The sequence below is a fragment of the Streptomyces sp. SID8374 genome, from assembly GCF_009865135.1.
Classification (GTDB): domain Bacteria; phylum Actinomycetota; class Actinomycetes; order Streptomycetales; family Streptomycetaceae; genus Streptomyces.
This window is the reverse complement of record NZ_WWGH01000001.1, coordinates 1,128,177-1,149,449: the sequence shown is the minus strand read 5'-3', so window position 1 is coordinate 1,149,449 and position 21,273 is coordinate 1,128,177. Positions and strand designations below refer to the sequence as shown.

The following is a 21,273-nucleotide window of genomic DNA, read 5'->3' as shown; positions in this document are numbered from 1 at the left end:
GTCGTGCCGCCAGGCACTGCAATGGTGCAACTGCCGGTGTTGTCCCCCTGACCGGAACGAGCCCCCCTAGGACGGCCGTGAAGACCTACGAATCATCCCCTCTCTTCGCTGATGCGAAGAAGAGCCGTGTGCCGCTCGCCAAGATCGACATTTCCGGTGGCTCCGCTGTCCGGAAGCTTGCGCGAGTGATCCCCGCGGACGACGGCCGCCCCTCCCGTATTTCCACCTTCAACTCGGCGCTCTGACCCCCCGCACCGTCGGAATTCGGTACGGAACGCTGGACTAGACTGGTGGAATGACAGGACCCGCGGTCCCATTCCGCGAAATCGTTCTGAAGGTTCACAGCAGGTGCGATCTGGCCTGCGACCATTGTTATGTCTACGAACATGCTGATCAGAGCTGGCGAACCCGGCCGAAGGCAATCTCTGACCATGTTGTTTCCCGGACGGCTCAACGCCTGGCTGAACACGCCAGGACCCACGCCCTGCCCTCCGTGACAGTGATCCTGCACGGAGGGGAGCCCCTGCTCGCCGGACCGGCCCGACTGCGCCTGGTCTGCGAGGAGTTCACCTCGGCCCTCGCCGGAATCGCCGAGCTGGATCTGCGCATCCACACCAACGGCCTCCAGCTGAGCCCCCGCTATCTCGACCTGTTCGACGAGTTCGACGTCAAGGTGGGCATCTCCCTCGACGGCGACCGCGCCGCCAACGACCGCCACCGCCGCTACGCCGACGGGCGCAGCAGCCACCCCCTGGTCCTCAAGGCCGTGGAGCTGCTCCGGCAGGAGCGCTACCGCCACCTCGATCTCGGCCTCCTGTGCACGATCGACATCGCCAACGACCCGGTCGCGGTCCTCGACGCGCTCACCGAACTCGACCCGCCGCTCATCGACTTCCTCCTCCCGCACGCCACCTGGGACGAGCCCCCGCCCCGCCCGGACGGATCCCCCACCGCCTACGCCGAGTGGCTCCTCACCGTCTTCGACCGCTGGCAGGAGCAGGGGCGGCCGGTGCCGGTCCGCCTCTTCTCCTCCGTGCTCTCCACCCTGAGCGGCGGCCCCAGCCTCACCGAATCCCTCGGGCTCGCCCCCACGGACCTGGTCGTCGTCGAGACCGACGGCCAGCTGGAGCAGGTCGACTCCCTCAAGAGCGCCTACGAAGGCGCCGCGGCCACCGGGTTCGACGTCTTCACCCACACCTTCGACGAGGTGGCGGCGCACCCCGGGGTCCGGGCCCGCCAGCTCGGCCTGGCCGGGGTCAGCGAGACCTGCCGCCGCTGCCCCGTCGTACGCTCATGCGGCGGCGGGCTCTACACCCACCGCTACCGCTCGCCGGACGGCTTCGACAACCCGTCCGTCTACTGCGCCGACCTGGCCGCGCTGATCCGGGGCATCGAGGACCGGACGGCCGCCGCCACCGAGTCGCCCGCCGTCCGCGACCCGTACGAACTGCTCACCGCCCAGCAGGATCTGACCCGCACCCTGCTCGCCCACCTCCACGACAGCCTCGACGGCAGCGGCGGGGAGGCCTGGGAGACGGCGTGGGCGCTCGCCGCCGAGCTGGAGAGCGACCCGGCCGGGCAGGAGGGGATCGACCGGGTCCTCGCCCACCCCTACACCCGCACCTGGCTGCTCTCCACCCTGGACGCGGTACGGGCGGGCCGGCCGGTGCAGGGCCCCCCGGTGGAGCGGCTCGCCGCCACGGTGGCCGCCGCCGCCGTGCACGCCGGTCTCGACCTGGCCGTCCCGGTGGTCCACCGCGACGGCCGCCTCTTCCTGCCGACGCTCGGGGAGGTCCGGGTCGGCGGGACGGGGGAGACGGGCACGGCCCTGGTGCGGGCGGACGGCGAGGGGTTCACCGTCCGGACCGAAGGGGGCGCGCTCCACATCGCGCGCGGCGCGGGGGAGGGCCCGAACTGGTCGCCGGTACGCCGTCCCGGGGCAGCCGCCGGGGAGCCCGGCCCCGGCCCCGTACCCACACTCGTACGGGACGATCTCGATCCGTACCGCACCTGCTTCGACACGCCCGCCGCCGGCCGGCTCGCTCCCCAGGCCGCCGACGCCTGGTCCGCCTCCCTCGCCCAGGCCTGGGAGCTGCTGGCGCGGGCCGTCCCCGGCCAGGCGGCCGAAGCGGCCGCCGTCCTCACCACGGTCACCCCGCTCGCGGAGGGTGCGCCGGTCCAGGTGGGGCGCCACGGGTACGGGGCGCTGGGCATCGCGGCCGGCGGGGACGCCCACACCCTGGCGCTCGCGCTGCTGCGCGGGTTCCGCCGGGCGAAACTGCGGGCGCTGGCCGAGGTCACGGACCTGTACGCCTCGGACGGTTCCTGGGATCATCGGATGCCCTGGCAGGAGGAGCCCGTTCCGTTCTCCCGGCTGCTGTCGGAAACGTACGAGCGGGTCGGTCTCGCTCTCTTCGCACCACGGTTCCTCGCCGGAGTTCCGCAAGCGTTCGACCTGATCGAAGAAGCGGCCGAAACGACCGTCGACGGAAAACAATTGCTCGCCGGGATGCGCAAAGAGATCAACGGTACACACGGGACATCCGGGAGGAACGGTTGCAAGACCGATACGGAGCGCGCCGCAGTGCGGTGAACCCGGGCGCGGTTGACTGAAAAGTAGCGTTCAATGACCGAACGGCAGGGGGGTGGAGCGCAGTCCGCTCCGGAATGATGAATTCGCTCGCATTCCTTTCCTACTCCTCGGATGCGAGTGCTCACACAGGACGGGGGTCGTGTGCACGCATCGACGCAGCAGCGAGCGGCGGACCATCGGCCGTACTTCTTTCTGAGTTACGCGCACACTCCGGGGTACGCCGGCGGCACCGATCCCGATATGTGGGTCGAACGGCTTTTTCGAGACCTCTGCGGTCATGTGATGGCCATGACCGATCTTCCCGCGGGCGCGTCCGCCGGCTTCATGGACCGCGAGATACGCTCCGGCGAGGGCTGGTCCGAGCGGCTCGGTGAAGTCCTCGCCACCTGCCGGGTCTTCGTCCCGCTGTTCTCCCCGCGCTACTTCGCCAGCGAGATGTGCGGCAAGGAGTGGCATGCCTTCGAACAGCGCGCCATCCACCACCGGGCCCGCTCCAACCAGCCCGCCGAAGCGATCGTCCCGGCCCTGTGGGTGCCGGTGCCGCCGAGCCAACTCCCGGGATCCGCCGAGCGGTTACAGTTCAACCACCGCGACTTCGGGGACCGTTACGTCACCGACGGCCTCTACGGCCTCATCAAGCTCAGACTCTTCGCCCAGGAGTACGAACGGGCCGTCTACGAACTGGCCAAGCGCATCGTCCGGGTCGCCGACACCGTCCGCATCGACACCGGCAGACCCGTCGACTACCGCCTCGCACCCAGCGCCTTCGGCTCCCCGAGCAGCGGGGTCGGCGCCCCCCGCCCGATGCGGATCACCATCGCCGCACCCACCCGCCACGACCTGCCCGACGGGCGCGACAGCGACTACTACGGCGACCACCCGCAGGACTGGAACCCCTACCACCCCTCCGCCGCCCGCCCGCTGGCCTATGTCGCCGAGGAGCTGGTGCGCTCGCTCAACTACCAGGCCCAGATCACCTCGTTCGACGAGGAGTCGGGGCGGCCCGAGGGCAAGTCGCCGCCCACCACCCCCGAGATCCTCCTCGTCGACCGCTGGGCCCTCCAGGACGAGGACCGCCGCCGCAGGCTCGCCGCCTTCGACGCCGAGGACCGGCCCTGGGTGACCATGGTCGTGCCGTGGAGCCGCGAGGACCACCAGAGCCGGGCCGCGGAGGCCGAACTGACCGAGAAGCTCGAAGCGACCATGCCGGCCAAGATGCACCACGGGCGGACCTTCTGCCGGGCCGCGGCCCGGGGGGTGCCGACGATGGAGGCGTTCGGCCAGATCCTGCCCCAGGTCGTCGAGGTCGCCGCCCAGCAGTACCTGCGGCACGCGAAGGCCTATCCGCCGGTCGCCGGCGGAGGACACGGCGAACGGACCCGGCTGACGGGCCCCATGGGCGACACCAGCTACACACCCGACCCGCACGACCCTGCGACGGAAGCGGAGGACCTATGAGTGCCGGTCGTGACGGGCGCATCGTCACTTTCTACTCGTACAAGGGCGGCACGGGGCGCACCATGGCCCTGGCCAACACCGCCTGGATCCTCGCCGCCAACGGCAAGCGGGTGCTCGCCGTCGACTGGGACCTGGAGGCCCCCGGGCTGCACCGGTTCTTCCACCCCTTCCTCGACCCCGCCACCCTCGGCGCCACCACCGGCGTGATCGACCTGATCACCGAGTACGCCTGGGCCGCGACCAGCCCCGCCCAGCGCGCGGAGGACTGGCACCGCGACTACGCCCGCATCCAGCCGCACGCCGTCTCGCTCACCCCGGAGGCGCTCGGCTGGGAGTTCCCGCAGGGCGGCACCCTCGACTTCGTCTCCGCCGGACGGCAGAACCGCGAATACTCCGCGACCGTCTCCACCTTCGACTGGGACAACTTCTACGACCGGCTCGGCGGCGGCCACTTCTTCGACGCGCTGCGCGAGGACATGAAGACCAACTACGACTACGTCCTCATCGACAGCCGGACCGGCCTCAGCGACATCGCCGACATCTGCACCGTCCACCTCCCCGACGTCCTCGTCGACTGCTTCACCCTCAGCGACCAGTCCATCGACGGCGCCGCCTCCGTCGCCCGCCAGATCGCCGAGCGCTACACCGGCCGCCCCATCGCCATCTTCCCCGTGCCCATGCGCATCGACGAGGGCGAGAAGGAGAAGGCGGACGCCGGGCGGGCGCTGGCCCGGCTCAAGTTCGACCGGCTGCCCCGCGACCTGTCCGGCGACGAACTCACCGCCTACTGGGGCGCGGTGGAGATCCCCTACCGCCCCTACTACGCCTACGAGGAGACGCTCGCCACCTTCGGCGACGAGGCCGGGCTCACCAACTCCCTCCTCTCCGCCTTCGAACGGCTCACCGCCGTCATCACCGACCGCGAGATCACCTCGATGCCCCCGGTCGGCGAAGAGGTACGCCTGCGGATCCGCGACGCCTTCACCCGGCGCCGGCCCGCCCTGCCCGCCGACCTCTTCCTCAGCTATGTGGCGGAGAACCGGATGTGGGCCGACTGGATCGAATCGGTCCTCACCCGGGCCGGCTTCCGGGTCGTCCCGCGCGACGTCTCCGCCGAACCGGTCGCGCCCGAACCGGCGGCCACCGCCGCGAGCGCCCCCCGTACCGTGGTGCTGCTCTCCAGCGCCTATCTCAAGTCGCAGCGCGCGGTCGACCTGTGGGAGCGGGCCGTCGCGGAGGACCCGGGCGGCGGGCGGCGCCAGCTGCTGCCGCTGCGCGTCGGGGACGTACGGCTGTCCGCCCCGTACATCGACCGCAACCCGGTCGACCTCTTCCGCCTGGACGAGGTGCACGCCACCACCGCCCTGATGCGGGCCCTGGACCGGCCGGTGCAGCCCGCCGACGGGGTCTCGCCCGGACCGCGCTTCCCCGGCACCGTCCCCCGGATCTGGAACGTACCGCCCCGCAACCCGGGATTCACCGGCCGCTCCCTCGTCCTGGAGCGGATGCGCGACCAGCTCGGCGGCGGCATGGCCGTCGTCCTGCCGCAGCCCCAGACCCTGTACGGGCTCGGCGGCGTCGGCAAGACCCAGGTCGCCCTGGAGTACGTGCACCGCTTCATGGCCGACTACGACCTGGTCTGGTGGATATCGTCCGAGCAGGGCGACGACGTGGTCGCCTCGCTGGCCGAACTCGCCGTCCGGCTCGGCGCCCAGGGCGGCGAGGACATGGCGGCCGCCTCCCAGGAGGCCGTCGACCTGCTGCGGCGCGGGGTGCCCTCGGAGCGCTGGCTGCTGGTCTTCGACAACGCCGACGACCCCGAGACGCTGCGCCGCTTCTTCCCGCAAGGAGGCTCCGGCCACATCCTGGTGACCTCCCGCAACCAGAGCTGGTCCCAGCACGGGGACGCGCTGCCCGTCGACGTCTTCCTCCGGGAGGAGTCGGTCGAACACCTCCAGCGCCGGGCCCCGGGGCTGAGCGACGAGGACGCCGACCAGGTGGCCACCGCCGTGGGCGACCTGCCGCTCGCCGTGGAGCAGGCGGCGGCCTGGATCGCGGAGACCGCCACCCCTATCGACACCTACCTCGAACAGCTCGCCCGGCAGGCGCCGCAGGTGCTCGCCCTCAACCAGCCCGCCGGCTACCCGGAACCGGTCGCCGCGACCTGGAACATCTCCATCGCCCGGCTCCGGGAACGCTCGCCCGCCGCGGTGCGCCTCCTCCAGCTCTGCGCCTTCTTCGCCCCCGAGCCGATCTCCGCCAACCTCCTCTACAGCAAGGAGATGATCGAGGCGCTGAAGCCGTACGACTCCTCGCTCCAGGAGAAGCTGGTGCTGGGCCGGGTCATCCGGGAGATCGGCCGGTTCGCCCTCGCCAAGGTCGACCAGGTCTCCAACTCCATCCAGGTGCACCGACTCGTCCAGGCGGTGATCAAGGCCCAGCTCACCGAGGAGGAGCAGCGCGAGGCGCGCCACGTCGTCCACCGCATCCTGGCCGGCGCCCGGCCCGACGACGACGAGCCGATCGACAACCCGGAGACCTGGCCGCGCTTCGCCACGATCTGGCCGCACCTGGGCCCCTCCGACGCCCGCCACTGCAAGGAGCCGGAGACCCGCAGGCTCCTGATCGACCGGGTCCGCTACCTGTGGAAGCGCGGGGACGTGAGCACCGCGGGGACGCTGGGGGAGGAGCTGCGGCAGATCTGGCTGGAGATGCTGGGCGAGCGCGACCTCCAGTACCTCTACCTCTGCTTCCACCTCTCCAACATCCTGCGCACGCGGGGGCGTTACGTGGAGGCCAAGGAACTCGACGAGTTCACCCTGCGCCGCCAGCGGGAGGTGCTCGGCCCCGAGCACCCGCACACGTACATGACCACCAGCAGCCTGGCGATCGACCTGGGGCTGCTCGGGGACTACGGCCGGGCGATCGAGCTGGCCACCGAGGCCCACGACGGCTTCAGCCAGATCTTCCACGACTCGCACCCCAGGACCCTGGCGGCCGCCAACAACCTGGCCCTGAACCTGCGCAGCATCGGCCAGTACGCCCGGGCCCGGGAGATCGACCAGGACGTCTACGACCGGCGCACCGAGGTGCTCGGCGCCAAGCACCCCTACTCCCTCTCCTCCGCCATGAACCTCGCCCGCGACCTGCGGGAGGTGGGGCGGTACGAGGACTCCGTGGGCCTCCTCAGCCGCACCTACGAGAGCTTCAAGGAGACGCTCGGCCGCACCTACCCGACGACGCTGAGCGCGGCCAAGAGCCTGGCGGTGTCGCTGCGGCGGGCCGGCCGGTTCGAGGACGCCCACCGGCTGACGGTCGCCACCCGCGCCCGGTACCGGGCGAAGTACACCTCCGCCAACCCCGACTCGCTGGCCTGCGACCTCAACCTGGCGGCCGACCTGTTCGCCGCCGGGGATGCGGTCCAGGCCCGGGACACCGCCCAGGAGGTGGTGGACCAGTACATGAAGGTGCCGGGGGAGAAGCACCCGTACACCCTGGCCGCCCAGAACAACCTGGGCGTCTACCTCTCGGGGACCGGGGAGGCGGAGCGGTCGGAGAAGATCCTGACGCTGGTGGTGGCCTCGATGCGGGAGCGGTTCGGCCGGGAACACCCGAACACGCTCTTCTGCGTCATGAACCTGGCCAACGCCACGGCCGTCCGGGGCGACCTCCCCCTGGTGCTGGAGACGGAGCAGCGGCTGGCGACGCAGCTGACGGCGGCGCTGGGGGCCCACCACCCCGAGACCCTGGCGATGATCTCGAACATGGCGGTCACGCTGGACGCGATGGGGCGCGAGGAGGAGGCGGCGCAGGTGCGGGCCGAGCTGCTGGGCGAGCTGGCCCGGCAGCTCGGCGAGGAGCACCCGCTGACCCAGGTCGCCCGGGACGAGCGGCGCTTCCGGCGGGAACTGGAACCGCTGGCCGTGTGAGGGCGGGCGACCGGGGCCGTCGAGGCGGGCCCGGCCGGCTGGGTCACCCGGCGCCGCGGTGGGCCCGGCCGACTGGTGGGCCCGGCTGCTCCGGTCGTTCGCTCAGCCCGGCTGCTCCGCCCGCCCCGGTCGTTCGCTCACCCCGGTGCCGTGGCGGGCAGCGGCTCGCCCGGGGGCTCCCGCTCGTCCAGCAGCCAGTTGAGGATGCGGGGGAGTACGGAGAGCGCGTCGAAGTGCGCCGCCGCCGGTTCCAGTACGGCGGTGGCGCCCGGGATCTGCCCGGCGAGCCAGCGGGAGTGGCCCACCGGCGAGAACACGTCCTTCACCCCGTGCCAGAGCAGCACCCGGCCGGTGATGCCGGCCGGATCGAACCCCCAGGGGTTGCAGAACGCGATCGCGTCGTCGATCCAGCCGTACGCCGAAGTGCGCAGCCCCTCGCTGTAGTTGCGCAGCAGCATGGACCGGATCCCCGCGTCGTTGACCACCATCCGGTCGGAGTCGGTCAGCTCCCGGCGCAGATCGTCCAGGAGCCGGACCGGGTCCTGCCGGATCTGCGCCGAGCGGACGATGAACGACTCCGCGAGGGAGTCCGGATCGGCTGCGGCCGTGGAGTACGCGAGCACGTTGGACGCGGCCATCCCGTCGAACCAGTCGAGACCGGCCGCGCCCCAGGGGGCCAGGGTGACCAGAGCGGCGGTACGGGTGACCCGCTCGGGCAGCAGCGCCGCGCAGGCCAGCGCGTGCGGGGCCCCGCCGGAACGGCCCACGACGGCGAACCGCTCCAGCCCCAGCGAGTCGGCGATCGCCCGGACGTCCTCGACGACATCGCTGACCCGGCGCCCCTCCTGCCGGTCGCTGCCGCCGTACCCCGGGCGGTCGTAGGTGATCAGTTGCGTACGGCGCTGATAGAGGACCATGCCGCGGGGAGCGGGCCCGAGCCTGCTGCCCGGTGTCCCGTGGAGCAGGAACACCGGTCTGCCGCGGGGGTCCCCCAGCCGCTCCACCATCAGATGCCGCCCGTCCGCCGCGCGCACCCGATTGCGCACCCGCGCCTCCTCAGCTCGGTCACCCGGCCGGCCCGGGCACGGTGTGCCCCGGCGTGTTGCCGCCTTCTCGATGATGACCCATCAGGGCAATTACGGGGACTCCTTTACCGGCGTGCGGCCGGGCCGTCCGCCGGTCCTCCGGAGGCAGGATCTGTGAAGGTCCCGAGGTGCTTGTGGCGGACGATTTCCGTCTCGATCCGGACGGGTGCGTACAACATCCGGACCGGCAGGGGCGAATACCGGACAGGACTAGTCCTCACCCAGGGGCCGTCGATGGTTGCACCGGGTGTTCGCGAACGGAACCGACATGGCATGACCGCGGGTAAGTGAACGTCGCGCGCCTGAAGCGTCGGTGTCGTGTGCACGTCTGGAAGTCGACCTTGTGTGCTACTGGCCCCCTCGGAATAGTGGGCGCCCCATCCTCCGTGTACGAGCACCCCACTTGTTCCGTGCACGGCCCCACAGGAGGTCGAAGTTGAAGCATCGACGCATATCCAGGAAGCGCGCGACGGTGGCCGGATCGGCCGTGGCCGCCCTGGTCGTAGCGGGTTTCACGTTCCAGAGTGCGAACGCCAGTGACGAAGTACCCCAGTTCGCGGTCAAGACGCTCAACGCGGACGCGGCCGGAAAGCTCGCCACCACCCTCGACCGGGACCTGGGCGCGGACGCGGCCGGCTCGTACTACGACAGCAAGGCGAAGGCCCTCGTCGTGAACGTCGTCGACGAGGCCGCCGCCGAGCAGGTCCGCCAGGCGGGCGGCAAGGCCAGAGTCGTGGAGCACTCCCTCGCCGAGCTGAAGTCGGCCCGGCAGACCCTCACCGACAAGGCGACGATCCCGGGCACCTCCTGGGCCGTCGACCCGGTGAGCAACAAGGTCCTCGTCACCGCCGACCGCACGGTCGACGGCGCGGCCTGGAAGAAGCTCTCGGCCGTGGTCGAAGGGCTCGGCGGCAAGGCCGAACTGAACAAGACCGAGGGCGAGTTCAAGCCGCTGATCGCGGGCGGCGACGCGATCTGGGGCTCCGGCTCCCGCTGCTCGCTCGGCTTCAACGTGGTCAAGGACGGCGAGCCGTACTTCCTGACCGCCGGCCACTGCACCGAGTCGGTCACCAGCTGGTCGGACACCCAGGGCGGCTCGGAGATCGGGGCGAACGAGGGCTCCAGCTTCCCGGAGAACGACTACGGCCTGGTCAAGTACACCTCGGACGTCGAGCATCCGAGCGAGGTCAACCTCTACGACGGCTCCACCCAGGAGATCACCCAGGCGGGCGACGCGACGGTCGGCCAGCAGGTCACCCGCAGCGGCTCCACCACCCAGGTGCACACCGGTGAGGTCACCGCGCTGGACGCCACGGTCAACTACGGCAACGGCGACATCGTCAACGGCCTCATCCAGACGACGGTCTGCGCCGAACCTGGCGACAGCGGTGGCGCCCTCTTCGCGGGCAGCACCGCGCTCGGCCTGACCTCGGGCGGCAGCGGCGACTGCTCCTCGGGCGGTACGACGTTCTTCCAGCCGGTCCCCGAGGCGCTCGCCGCCTACGGTGCCGAGATCGGCTGACGTAACACCGCACCACGGCAGAAAGGAAAGGCCCCCGGTCCGCCGGGGGCCTTTCCCGTGGTCAGCCTGTGGTCATCCCATGGGCGGCCCGGGTCAGGCGGCCTTGGCCAGGCTGCCCGAGTCCGCCTTGGCCGGGGCGATGCCGAAGATGTTCACGGCCTGGTAATACGTCCAGGCGGTGCTGTTGCACGAGGTCCGCTTGGCTCCGGAGTAGGCGGCGCACACGCGCTTGAGGTCCTCGTAGAAGGCGGAGTCGATGCGGGCCTTGTTGGCGGAGAACGTACCGGCGGCCTTGTAGTTCCGGTAGCCGAAGTCGTGGCGGGCGCAGGCGGTCTGGAAGGGGAAGCCGAAGGGGTTGTCGGGGGAGCTGCTGCAGTAATCCGTCGACCAGTCGAAGCCGTACGCGGACCAGGCGCCCCGGTTGTTGCGGGCCGCGTTCCAGGAGTTGTAGCTGGAGGCGCTCGTCTGGGTCCAGGAGCTGAGCACCTGGGGCTTGTCGGCGGGGGCGGCCGAGGCGGACGGGGCGGTGATCAGGGCGAGCGGGAGAGACAGGGCGACTGCGGCGAGCGGAGCCATGGATCGACGACGCATGAGCGACCTCCGTGGGGGTGGGAAGGAGTTGACCTGGCCGTGCTCCTCGTCGGGTGGTACGAGGCCGCTCCAGGATGTCGTCATGTACCTGTCATGCCTAGCCGTTGTACCGACCTGTCATCAGGAATTGGGGTGAACGTCGGACGGGGCCGCCACCAGGGCGGCCCCACGGATGGATCATCACGGAGGAATCGGGCGAAGGGGGAGAGGAGCGGCCTCAGACCGCCGTCGACCCGCCGGTGCCCGGTGCCGGACCGGCGGCCGTGGCAGGGGTGTCGGCCGCGTCGGCTTCCGTGGCATGTCCCCGGTGCCGCATCGACAGCAGCAGGGTCAGCGCCGTGCCCACGACCGCCCAGGCGGAGAGCACCAGCAGTGGGCCGGTGGCCGCGTTGCCCCGGAAGTAGGCGATCGAACGGGCCACCCAGGTGCCCGCGCCCGGCGGGAGGGCCGGGCCGATCGCCCGCCAGAAGTCCGGGAGCATCGGGAGCGGGAAGGCGCCGCCCGCGCTCGGGTTGCCCGCGATGACGATGATCAGGACGGCCAGGCCGATGCCGACGATGCCGGTGAGGGCCTCCAGCGCGAGCGTGATCATGCCGACCGAGAAGACGACCAGCGCCCCGAGACCGGCCAGGCCCCAGACGCTGCCCGGCAGCGCGCCGAGGATCGGGCCGATGATGATCGCGCCGCCGATGCCGCCCGCGATCGCGTACACCGCCATCACCAAGGTCCGGATCAGCGCGCGCTGCCGGTTGGCGGGCTTGGTGCCGGCGCTGATCGCCAGGATCGAGGCGCAGAGGTAGCCGCCCACGCACCAGCCGACCACCAGGTAGAAGGACGACAGCCCGTCGAAGTCGTCGGCGGAGGCCGGCGCCACGTCCACGGTCCGTACGGTCCGCTGCTGGGAGCCCTCGACCTGGGTGAGGATCCGCTCCAGGGCGCTGGACAGGACGGTCCCGCCGCCGGAGGCCACCAGCAGGGTGTCGGTCCGGCCCTCCGGCGAGACGATCAGGGCGCCGTCGATGTCACGGTTCATGATCTGCTCGCGCGCCTCGGCCTCGCTGCTCACCGTGCGGGGGTCCAGCGGCCCGCCGGGAAGTCCGTCGAGTCGGCTGACGAGCTGCTGGGACATCTGCTGCGGGGCCACCACCCCGAAGGCCACGTCCGTCGGCTTCGGCTTGTGCAGCGCGCCGACGTAGGAGGCGATGAACAGCAGCTGGAGTCCGAGTACGCCGATGACGAGCAGGGCGGCCCGTGGAGTGACGGCGTTCTTCACCTCGTCGACGAAAGTCATGCCCCCACCGTCCGGGCGGGACGGTGTTCGTGCAGGCGGGGCGGGGCCGAACGGCGTAGTGGGCCCGCCGCCGGTCGGTGATATGCCCCGCACTCTGGATATCGTACGAATGTTCGAAGCTGGTCTATGGTGGAGAACAGGGGGGTGGTGAGTGACGGAACGATCGGAACGGTTCAGGAGGTGCGGATGTCCGGTTTCACGCATCTCCATACCGCCTCGGGGTTCTCCCTGCGGTACGGGGCCTCGCACCCCGAGCAGCTCGCCCGGCGCGCCGCCGAGCGGGGGATGGGCGCCCTCGCGCTGACCGACCGCGACACCCTCGCGGGGGCGGTCCGGTTCGCCAAGGCGTGCCAGGAGGAGGGTGTCGAGGTCCGGCCGGTCTTCGGGGTGGACCTCGCGGTGGCTCCGTACGCGGATGGGGAGGGGCGGGCTGCTGTGCGCCCGCGCACCCCCGCGCGGGGCGGTGCCTTTGTCGATGAATCCGCACCCCGGGCCACCTTCCTCGCCCGGGACGGCGCACACGGCTGGGCCGAGCTGTGCCGCCTGGTCACCGCCGCCCACACCCGGGGCACCGGCTCCCGGCCGCTGGACGGGTCCGGGCCGCCGGACGTCACCGGACCGCCCCTGGTCGGCCGGGAAGCGCTGCCCGCCGACGGGCTGACCGTGCTGCTCGGGCCCGCCTCCGAGGTGGGCCGGGCGCTCGCCGCGGGCCGCCCCGACCGGGCCGCCGCGCTGCTCGCGCCCTGGCGGAAGATGTACGGCGACGACCTCCGCCTCGAAGCCGTCGACCACGGCCGCCCGGGCGCCGGGGCCGGATCGCTGCGGCTGGCCGCCCGTACCCTCGGCTTCGCCGCCGACCAGGGCGTACGGGCCGTGCTGACCAACGCCGTCCGGTACGCCGACCCGGGGCAGGGCCCCCTCGCCGACGTACTCGACTCCGCCCGCAGGCTCGTCCCCGTCGACCCGCGCCGCTCGCCCCTGGACAGCGGTGAGCGCTGGCTCAAGGGTGAGGACGCGATGCGGGAGGCCGCCGGGCGGATCGCCTCCGCCGCCGGGCTCGGGCAGAGCGCGGCGGCCCGGCTGCTGGCGGAGACCCGGCACACCGCCGACGCCTGCCGGGTGGACCCCGCCGCCGACCTCGGACTGAACGGCATCCACTTCCCCGAGCCGCACCTGGTCGGCGCCGGCCGGCGTACCGCCCAGCGGGTGCTCGCCTCCCGGGCCGCTGCCGGGATGGTGCTGCGCGGCCACGACCGCGACCGCGCGTACTGGGACCGGATGCACGAGGAGCTGGACATCATCGCCCACCACGGCTTCGCCTCGTACTTCCTGACCGTGGCCCAGGTCGTCGACGACGTACGGGAGATGGGCATCCGGGTCACCGCGCGCGGCTCGGGCGCGGGCTCCCTGGTCAACCACCTCCTCGGCATCGCCCACGCCGACCCGGTGGAGCACGGGCTGCTCATGGAGCGCTTCCTCTCCAAGCGCCGCTTCGTCCTGCCCGACATCGACATCGACGTCGAATCGGCCCGCCGCCTCGACGTCTACCGCCGGATCATCGAACGCTTCGGACCCGAACGCGTCGCCACCGTCGCCATGCCCGAGACCTACCGGGTGCGCCACGCCATCCGCGACGTCGGCGCCGCGCTCTCCATGGACCCGGCCGAGACCGACCGGCTCGCCAAGGCGTTCCCGCACATCCGGGCCCGCGACGCCCGCGCCGCGATGGAGGAGCTGCCCGAGCTGAAGGAGGTCGCGCGGAACCAGGAGAAGTACGGGCGGCTCTGGGAGCTGGTGGAGGGGCTGGACGCGCTGCCGCGCGGCGTCGCCATGCACCCGTGCGGGGTGCTGCTCTCGGACGCCGGGCTGATGCGCCGTACGCCGGTGATGCCCACCAGCGGCGAGGGCTTCCCGATGTCCCAGTTCGACAAGGAGGACGTGGAGGACCTCGGGCTGCTCAAACTCGATGTGCTGGGCGTACGGATGCAGTCGGCGATGGCGCACGCCGTCGCCGAGGTGAAGCGCGCCTCGGGCACGGAGGTGGACCTGGACGCCGTGCCGCCGGGCGACCCGGAGACGTACCGGCTGATCCGCACCGCCGAGACCCTGGGCTGCTTCCAGATCGAGTCGCCCGGCCAGCGCGACCTGGTCTCCAGGCTCCAGCCCGCCACCTTCCACGACCTGGTCGTCGACATCTCGCTGTTCCGGCCGGGGCCGGTCGCCGCCGACATGGTGCGGCCGTTCATCGAGGCCCGGCACGGCCGAGCCCCGGTCCGCTACCCCCACCCTGACCTGGAAGAACCGCTGAGCGGCACCTACGGCGTGGTCGTCTTCCACGAGCAGATCATCGAGATCGTCGACATCATGACCGGCTGCGGCCGGGGCGAGGCCGACCGGGTGCGGCGCGGGCTCTCCCACCCCGAGTCGCCGGGGCTGATCAAGGTCTGGTTCGCGCGGCATGCGGAGGCCCGGGGATACGACCCCGAGGTGATCGCCCGTACCTGGAAGATCATCGAGGCGTTCGGCAGCTACGGCTTCTGCAAGGCGCACGCCGTCGCGTTCGCCGTACCGACGTACCAGTCGGCCTGGCTCAAGGCGCACCACCCGGCCGCCTTCTACGCCGGTCTGCTCACCCATGACCCCGGGATGTACCCGAAGCGGCTGCTGCTCGCGGACGCCCGGCGGCGCGGGGTGCCGGTGCTGCCGCTGGATGTGAACCGGTCGGCGGTCGCTCACCGAATCGAACTGGTGTCTGATGAGGTGGATTCCTGGGGGCTGCGGCTCGCGCTCTCCGACGTCCACGGCATCAGCGAGGCCGAGGCCGCCCGGATCGAGGAGGGGCAGCCGTACACCTCGCTGCTGGACTTCTGGCAGCGGGCCCGCCCGGGCCGTCCGGTCGCCGAACGGCTCGCGCAGGTCGGCGCGTTGGACGCCTTCGGCGCCAACCGCCGCGATCTGCTGCTGCACCTCTCCGAGCTGCACCGTGCCCACCGTGCCCACCGAGGCGCCCGCTCGGGCTCCGGCTCCCGCTCCGGTTCAGGTTCCGGTTCCGGCGCCCGGGAAGCCCAGCTCCCGCTGGGCGGCGGCCACCGCACGGGCTCCATCGGGCTGCCCGATCTCAACGAGGCGGAGCGGCTGAGCGCCGAGCTCGGGGTGCTGAGCATGGATGTCTCCCGCCATCTGATGGGGGACCACCGGGCGTTCCTGGACGAGCTGGGCGTGGTCTCCGCCAAGCGGCTGCGTGAGGCGCGGCACGGCGAGACCGTGCTGGTCGCCGGGGCCAAGGTGGCCACCCAGACGCCGCCGATCCGCTCCGGCCGCCGGGTCGTCTTCACCACCCTGGACGACGGCAGCGGCCTGGCCGACCTGGCGTTCTTCGAGGACAGCCACGCCGCCTGCGCGCACACCGTCTTCCACTCCTGGCTGCTGCTGGTACGCGGAGTGGTGCAGCGGCGCGGCGCGCGCAGCCTGAGCGTGGTGGGCGAGGCGGCCTGGAACCTCGCCGAACTGGCCGAACTGCGCCGTACCGGAGGACTCGACGCGGTGGCGGCGCGGCTGGCGGAAGAGGAGGGGGAGCCGGAGAAGGGCACGGATGAGGAGACGCCCGGCCCCGGCCGTCGTATACGGATGGAGACCGGTTACGAGATGAACCCCTGGGCCGACCTCCAGCCACCCGGCGAAGGGACGCCCACCGGAAGGAAGTTGTGGCACCAGTCGCAGGGGAGCGCGGGATGACGCAAGACCCGGGAGGCGTCCTGTACCTGCGGTTCCGCAGGACCGCCGGCGGGCCCCCCGACAGCGCCGGCTACATCGGACTGCTCGCCCTGCTCGGCGCTTTCACCCCGCTCGTCGAGGCCGCACCGCCCGACGGGGCGCTCGCCGATGTGGGCGGCGCGCTGCGCTACTTCGGGCGGGACGCGCAGGGCCTGGCCTCGGTGATCCGGGTCCGGGCGCTCGCCCTGCACGGTGTGGACTGCGCGATCGGGGCGGGGAGCAACCCCATGGTGGCCCGGATGGCGGCCCGGCGGGCGGCGCCCGGGACCACCTTCGTGGTGGGCCGGGGCGAGGAGGCGGCCTTCCTCGCCCCGCTCCCGGCCGCCGCCCTGGACGGCGTCGGTGCCGCCACGGCGCGCACCCTGTGCGGATACGGGCTGGACTCCGTCGGCCGGATCGCCGCCGCACCGCTCGCCACGCTCCAGCGCATCACCGGCGTACGCACCGGGCGTGAGCTGTGGGAACGGGCGCGGGGCATCGACCGTACCCGGGTCGTCCCGAACGCGGCCGCCCGCTCGCTCGCCGCCGAACGCTCCTTCCCCCGCGACGAGTTGTCCCCCGAGCAGCACCGCCGGGCCCTCCTCTCGCTCACCGAGGAGCTGGGGGCGCGGCTGCGGGGCGAGGGGCAGGTGTGCCGGTCGCTGGCGGTCTCGGTGCGGTACGCGGACCGGACCGGTTACGCCACGCTGACCCGGAGCCGGACGCTGGGGGAGGCCACCGCGCACTCGGCGGCGCTCACCGAGCTCGCCTACCGGATCCACGAGTCCTTCGGGCTCCAGCGGGCCCGGGTGCGGGGGATCGCGCTGCGGGCGGAGGGGCTGGTCGACGCCGGCCGGTCCTCCCGCCAGCTCACCTTCGACCCGGCGGACGAGCGGTCGCGCCGGATCGAGGAGGTGGCGGACCGGCTGCGGGAGAGGTTCGGGCCGGGTGCGGTGAAGCCGGCGGGACTCGCGGCCTGATCGGCGGGGTTGACGTACGAGGGTGGGCGGGGGAACGGAGCCGCACGTCCGGGCCTGACGCACGAGGGTGTCGAGTGGAGCGGGGCCGCACGTCCAGGGCTGACGCGCGAGGGTGTCCGGTGGAGCGGGGCCGCACGTCCAGGGCTGACGAGCCGGAGACGTCCGGGACACCCTCTACTCGGCCGACGGCGATACCGCGCCACCTTTTACCGACGCGTAACTTCCCACCGAACCTTACCCGTGCGTAATTTGGCATGAGCACATAAAGCTTGTGGTCCGGGCCACAGGGCGCACCGCCATCGCACCTCCCTTGAGCCGCAAGGAGACCACACGATGCTGCCCTGGTTCCGTGCTGCGCGCGTCCCCCGCACGCGCAGCGTCTTCGCCGCCTTCCTCCTGGCCGTCACCCTGCTGGTCGCCCCCACGGCGACCGCGACCGCGGCTGCCCCCACCGCCGCGACGGCCACTTCCCGTGGCTGGAACGACTACTCCTGCAAGCCCTCCGCCGCCCATCCCCGCCCCGTCGTCCTGGTCCACGGAACCTTCGGGAACTCGATCGACAACTGGCTGGTCCTCGCCCCCTACCTGGTCAACCGGGGCTACTGCGTCTTCTCCCTCGACTACGGCCAGCTCCCCGGCGTGCCGTTCTTCCACGGCCTCGGCCCCATCGACAAGTCCGCCGAACAACTCGACGCGTTCGTCGACAAGGTGCTCGCCTCCACCGGAGCGCCCAAGGCCGACATCGTCGGCCACTCCCAGGGCGGCATGATGCCGAACTACTACCTGAAGTTCCTGGGCGGCGCCCCCAAGGTCAACGCCCTCATCGGCCTCGCCCCGGACAACCACGGCACCACGCTGCTCGGCCTCACGAAGCTGCTGCCGTACTTCCCCGGCGTCGAGAAGTTCATCAGCGACAAGACCCCCGGCCTCGCCGACCAGGTCGCGGGATCCCCCTTCATCACCAAGCTCACCGCGGGCGGCGACACCGTCCCCGGCGTCCGCTACACGGTCATCGCCACCAAGTACGACCAGGTGGTGACCCCGTACCGTACGCAGTACCTGGACGGCCCGAACGTACGCAACGTCCTGCTCCAGGACCTGTGCCCGCTGGACCTGTCCGAGCACGTGGCGATCGGGACCGTCGACCGGATCGCCTTCCACGAGGTGGCCAACGCCCTGGACCCGGCGCGCGCGACCCCGACCACCTGCTCCTCGGTGATCGTCTGACACACGACGTACGACGTACAACGGGGCTGAGGCCGCTGTCCGGTGGGGCGGACAGCGGCCTCAGCCCGTGTGTCATGGCCTGCTACGCGTGGGGTCAGCGGCCGTGACGACCACCGGAGGCGGTGGCCCGGCGGCGCTGGGAGGAGAACAGCACGGCCGCACCGACGGCGAGCGCGGCGGCGCCGCCCATGGCGAGGTAGGTGCTGCTGCTCGAACCACCGGTCTCGGCGAGCACGTCACCCTGCCCGGCGGCGTTGACCTGCGGAGAGTTGCCCTCGGCGGCATCGTCACCGGCACCGGCGTCGGCCTCGGTCTCGGCGACCGGGGCGGCGGTGTCGACCTTCGCGTTGGTGTTCGCGTCGTCGTCGCCGTGCCCGTTGTGCTCCACGGAGGACTTCTCGGCCCCTTCGGTGATGGCGTCCTCGGAGGGAGCGGAGGGGGCGGGAGCAGGCGCACTCTCCTGAGGCTTCGGCGCCTCACCCGCAGGCTTCTCCTCCTGACCGCCACCGCCACCACTGGCATCGCCCGACCCACCACCGAAGACCACGTCGGAGCAGGCGTAGAAGGCCTCGGGCGAGTCGGAGCGCTGCCACACGGTGTAGATCAGCTGCCGCCCGGCCCGCTCGGGGATGGTCCCGTCGAACACGTACGAACCGTCCACCAGTGCCGGATCGGTGGCCTGGGCGAAGGGCTCGGCCTCCAGATCCGACCAGGCCAGCGGCTTCGTCGGGTCATAGCCCGGCTTGGTCAGGTACAGCTCGAAGGAGCCCTTGTGCGGCGCCGTGGCCCGGAACTTGAAGGTGTGCTTGCCCGCCTTCACGGGGGAGGCCGGCCAGTCGGCGCGCGGCAGGTCGAGACCCTTGAACTTGTCATTGGCGGCGCTGCACAGCTTGCCGTCCGGGATCAACTCCTGGTGCTTGCCCGCCGCGTTGGCGATGTTCACCCCGTTCCAGTCGTACAGCGCCTGCGTCCCGCCCGCCGCCACCGCCGCCTTGCACGCCGCAGACACCGGACTCTCCGGCCCCTCCGCGAAGCACGCGGACACCCGGCTCACCGGGTCGGTGAGCGAACCGTGGGCCAGCGCCGGAGTAGCGGTGATTCCGGCCAGCGCGAACGGTGCGAAGCCGAGGGCGACGATCCCGGCGGCCTTGCGACGAGCGGTCATGGAGGGTTCTCCTTCAAAGCGGCACAACGGTGGGGCGCCGGGCCCTGAATCCGTCCCGGCGATCAGCAAGCTAGCCGCTCGGAAGGGCGAAAAACCCTGCTGGGACGGGGTGGAGGGGATCCTTATGGTCGCTTTAAGGAGGGGCTAAGAGGGGGCTGAGACGGGAGCCGTTGAGAGCGGGAGCGAAGTCCGCCGAACTGGTCGGCGGGTGCCGTCCCACGGCTGGCGGGGTCGGCGTCCGAGCGGCGTTCAGGACGTCCACCGGCCCCGCCTCTCCACGGCCGTTGTCAGTGCTGTGCGTGATACTCGGCAGCACGTGAGGAAACGCCGAGGCGTTACGGGGGCGGGGGCCTGGAGATGACGAACCGTTGGGGTGAACACGAGGCGGCGGAGGGCGGGAGCCTGCCGTTGGAGTACGCCGTGCTGCCCGGGCAGCGCAGGTTGTGGCGGTGGATCGCCGGAGGGTGGACGGTGACCTATGCCCTGACCGCCCTGTACATGGGGGCGGGCAGCGATGCCGCTCTGCCGTTGTGGGTGGCTGCTCTCGTCTGTCTGCCGGTGATGGCCGGGGCGGTGCACTCGTGGCGTAAGGCCGCTGGAGGGACCCGTATCGATGACGACGGGGTCACCACCGGGGTCTGGCCCAGCCGGCGGTTGTGCCGGTGGGAGGAGATACGGACCGTCACCACCGTGCAGACGGGGATGGGCCCCAGCGCCCGTACCTTCATCCAGCTCATACGCCAGGACAGCCGTGCCGTGACGCTCCAGGCGCCTGTCGATCTCGCCGAGAACCCGGACCACCGCTTCCGGCGTGCCCATGAGTTCGTGCGGTCCACCTGGGAGGAGCGGTGCGCCGGCGGTACGCGGTGAGAGTGGGCGTACAGGGGTGGGGGCGTGGCGCCGGGGGTCAGGCCGTCCACCGGTAGCGGCGTTCCGGACGGCCCGTGCCCCCGTAGCGCAAGGTCACCTCCGCCCGCCCCGTGCCCACGAAGTGTTCCAGGTAGCGCCGTGCGCTCACCCGGGACAGGGCGCCCGCCTCCGCGCACTCCGAGGCGGACAGGCCCTCGGGGCGGGCGCGCAGGGTGCGTTCGACCAGGTCTGCTGTGGGGGCGGCCAGGCCCTTGGGGAGTTCGCGGGAGCCGGGTGGGCGGGGGCCGAAGATCTGGTCCACGTCCTCCTGGCGCGCCTCGCCCAGCTCGTCCAGGCGGGTGCGGAGCGCAGCCACATGGCGCAGCTGCTCCTGGAGGGCCGACCGGCTGAACGGCTTGATCAGGTAGTGCAGGGCCCCGGCCCGCAGCGCCGACCGGATCACCCCCGCGTCCCTCGCCGCCGTGATGAACAGGGCGTCCGCGCTGGGGCGTGAGGCGTCCCGCTCCTCCGCCGTACGCAGGGCGCGCAGGACGTCGATCCCGTCCATGTCCGGCAGGTAGATGTCCAGCAGCACCAGGTCGGGGCGCAGCCGCTCCGCCGCCCGCAGGGCGTCGGCGCCGTTGTGTGCCACACCGGCCACCGTGAAACCGTCCATTGCGGATACGTAGCGGCTGTGCAATTTCGCGACCATGAAGTCGTCGTCCACCACCAGCACCGTCGTCACGCCGACACGCTAAGCCGCGACCGCAACGACCACAACGTCCGTTGATTCCGGAAGAGAGACAGGTTCTTAACGCGCGGGCAACATG

The 21,273-nt window shown here is 71.8% G+C and carries 14 protein-coding genes; 9 read left to right on the top strand and 5 right to left on the bottom strand.

All coding sequences use genetic code 11. The features are described from left to right. Positions 1-77: 77 nt before the first annotated feature. From fxsA to fxsT, 4 genes are all read left to right on the top strand, one after another. A complete protein-coding gene (gene fxsA / locus GTY67_RS34445) occupies positions 78-245 on the top strand; it encodes an FxSxx-COOH cyclophane-containing RiPP peptide (protein WP_093685855.1) in 168 nt (55 codons plus the stop codon). 50 nt (positions 246-295) lie between these two features. Continuing rightward, complete coding sequence (gene fxsB / locus GTY67_RS05150; RefSeq protein ID WP_161277919.1) at positions 296-2,593, top strand: radical SAM/SPASM protein FxsB, inactivated metallohydrolase extension form; 2,298 nt, start codon at positions 296-298, stop codon at positions 2,591-2,593. A gap of 111 nt (positions 2,594-2,704) precedes the next feature. Next, a complete protein-coding gene (gene fsxC / locus GTY67_RS05145; protein WP_161213647.1) occupies positions 2,705-4,051 on the top strand; it encodes an FxsC protein in 1,347 nt (448 codons plus the stop codon). Beyond that, positions 4,048-7,980 (top strand): FxSxx-COOH system tetratricopeptide repeat protein, encoded by a 3,933-nt coding sequence (gene fxsT, locus GTY67_RS05140; protein ID WP_161277918.1) that lies wholly within the window; start codon positions 4,048-4,050, stop codon positions 7,978-7,980. Before fsxC ends, fxsT begins: the two co-directional genes overlap by 4 nt. Before the next feature lie 137 nt (positions 7,981-8,117). Here fxsT and GTY67_RS05135 read toward each other — a convergent pair whose 3' ends face one another. Next, positions 8,118-9,026, bottom strand: a complete 909-nt coding sequence (locus tag GTY67_RS05135; protein WP_161277917.1) for an alpha/beta hydrolase — start codon at positions 9,024-9,026, stop codon at positions 8,118-8,120. A 475-nt stretch (positions 9,027-9,501) separates the two neighbouring features. Between GTY67_RS05135 and GTY67_RS05130 the strand changes: the two genes are divergently transcribed. Continuing rightward, a complete protein-coding gene (locus tag GTY67_RS05130) occupies positions 9,502-10,587 on the top strand; it encodes a S1 family peptidase (protein ID WP_093685860.1) in 1,086 nt (361 codons plus the stop codon). 93 nt (positions 10,588-10,680) lie between these two features. Here GTY67_RS05130 and GTY67_RS05125 read toward each other — a convergent pair whose 3' ends face one another. Then, the gene (locus GTY67_RS05125; protein ID WP_161279957.1) at positions 10,681-11,178 is read right to left on the bottom strand and encodes a phospholipase; all 498 of its coding nucleotides are present in this window, start codon (positions 11,176-11,178) and stop codon (positions 10,681-10,683) included. A 217-nt stretch (positions 11,179-11,395) separates the two neighbouring features. Further along, on the bottom strand, positions 11,396-12,469 hold the full coding sequence (locus GTY67_RS05120; RefSeq protein ID WP_161277916.1) for a DUF3533 domain-containing protein: 1,074 nt from the start codon (positions 12,467-12,469) through the stop codon (positions 11,396-11,398). Positions 12,470-12,655: 186 nt separating this feature from the next. On the opposite strand from GTY67_RS05120, the gene GTY67_RS05115 reads away from it, so the two are divergent. The 3 genes from GTY67_RS05115 to GTY67_RS05105 all read left to right on the top strand — a co-directional run bounded on the left by GTY67_RS05115 (position 12,656) and on the right by GTY67_RS05105 (position 18,429). Beyond that, on the top strand, positions 12,656-16,204 hold the full coding sequence (locus GTY67_RS05115; protein ID WP_161277915.1) for a DNA polymerase III subunit alpha: 3,549 nt from the start codon (positions 12,656-12,658) through the stop codon (positions 16,202-16,204). After that, positions 16,201-17,202 carry a hypothetical protein gene (locus GTY67_RS05110; protein ID WP_161277914.1) on the top strand — a complete coding sequence of 334 codons (1,002 nt, stop codon included), beginning with the start codon at positions 16,201-16,203 and terminating at the stop codon, positions 17,200-17,202. The genes GTY67_RS05115 and GTY67_RS05110 overlap by 4 nt, the downstream gene beginning before the upstream one ends. 333 nt (positions 17,203-17,535) lie before the next feature. Next, positions 17,536-18,429, top strand: a complete 894-nt coding sequence (locus GTY67_RS05105; protein WP_093685865.1) for an alpha/beta fold hydrolase — start codon at positions 17,536-17,538, stop codon at positions 18,427-18,429. A gap of 94 nt (positions 18,430-18,523) precedes the next feature. On the opposite strand, the gene GTY67_RS05100 is transcribed toward GTY67_RS05105, so the two are convergent. Beyond that, positions 18,524-19,594 (bottom strand): lytic polysaccharide monooxygenase, encoded by a 1,071-nt coding sequence (locus GTY67_RS05100; RefSeq protein WP_161277913.1) that lies wholly within the window; start codon positions 19,592-19,594, stop codon positions 18,524-18,526. Between the two features lie 357 nt (positions 19,595-19,951). On the opposite strand from GTY67_RS05100, the gene GTY67_RS05095 reads away from it, so the two are divergent. After that, on the top strand, positions 19,952-20,464 hold the full coding sequence (locus tag GTY67_RS05095; RefSeq protein WP_093685867.1) for a hypothetical protein: 513 nt from the start codon (positions 19,952-19,954) through the stop codon (positions 20,462-20,464). 37 nt (positions 20,465-20,501) lie between these two features. Here GTY67_RS05095 and GTY67_RS05090 read toward each other — a convergent pair whose 3' ends face one another. Next, positions 20,502-21,155: a response regulator gene (locus GTY67_RS05090; protein ID WP_202461713.1), complete on the bottom strand. Its 654-nt coding sequence runs from the start codon at positions 21,153-21,155 to the stop codon at positions 20,502-20,504. Positions 21,156-21,273: the final 118 nt, after the last annotated feature.

Coding starts and splice junctions, on each gene's coding strand:
- GTY67_RS05090 (WP_202461713.1), bottom strand. CDS start 21,155: ATGGTCGCGAAATTGCACAGCCGCTACGTATCCGCAATGGACGGTTTC.
- fsxC (WP_161213647.1), top strand. CDS start 2,705: ATGCGAGTGCTCACACAGGACGGGGGTCGTGTGCACGCATCGACGCAG.
- GTY67_RS05110 (WP_161277914.1), top strand. CDS start 16,201: ATGACGCAAGACCCGGGAGGCGTCCTGTACCTGCGGTTCCGCAGGACC.
- GTY67_RS05095 (WP_093685867.1), top strand. CDS start 19,952: ATGACGAACCGTTGGGGTGAACACGAGGCGGCGGAGGGCGGGAGCCTG.
- GTY67_RS05125 (WP_161279957.1), bottom strand. CDS start 11,178: ATGCGTCGTCGATCCATGGCTCCGCTCGCCGCAGTCGCCCTGTCTCTC.
- GTY67_RS05100 (WP_161277913.1), bottom strand. CDS start 19,594: ATGACCGCTCGTCGCAAGGCCGCCGGGATCGTCGCCCTCGGCTTCGCA.
- fxsT (WP_161277918.1), top strand. CDS start 4,048: ATGAGTGCCGGTCGTGACGGGCGCATCGTCACTTTCTACTCGTACAAG.
- GTY67_RS05115 (WP_161277915.1), top strand. CDS start 12,656: ATGTCCGGTTTCACGCATCTCCATACCGCCTCGGGGTTCTCCCTGCGG.
- GTY67_RS05105 (WP_093685865.1), top strand. CDS start 17,536: ATGCTGCCCTGGTTCCGTGCTGCGCGCGTCCCCCGCACGCGCAGCGTC.
- GTY67_RS05120 (WP_161277916.1), bottom strand. CDS start 12,469: ATGACTTTCGTCGACGAGGTGAAGAACGCCGTCACTCCACGGGCCGCC.
- fxsB (WP_161277919.1), top strand. CDS start 296: ATGACAGGACCCGCGGTCCCATTCCGCGAAATCGTTCTGAAGGTTCAC.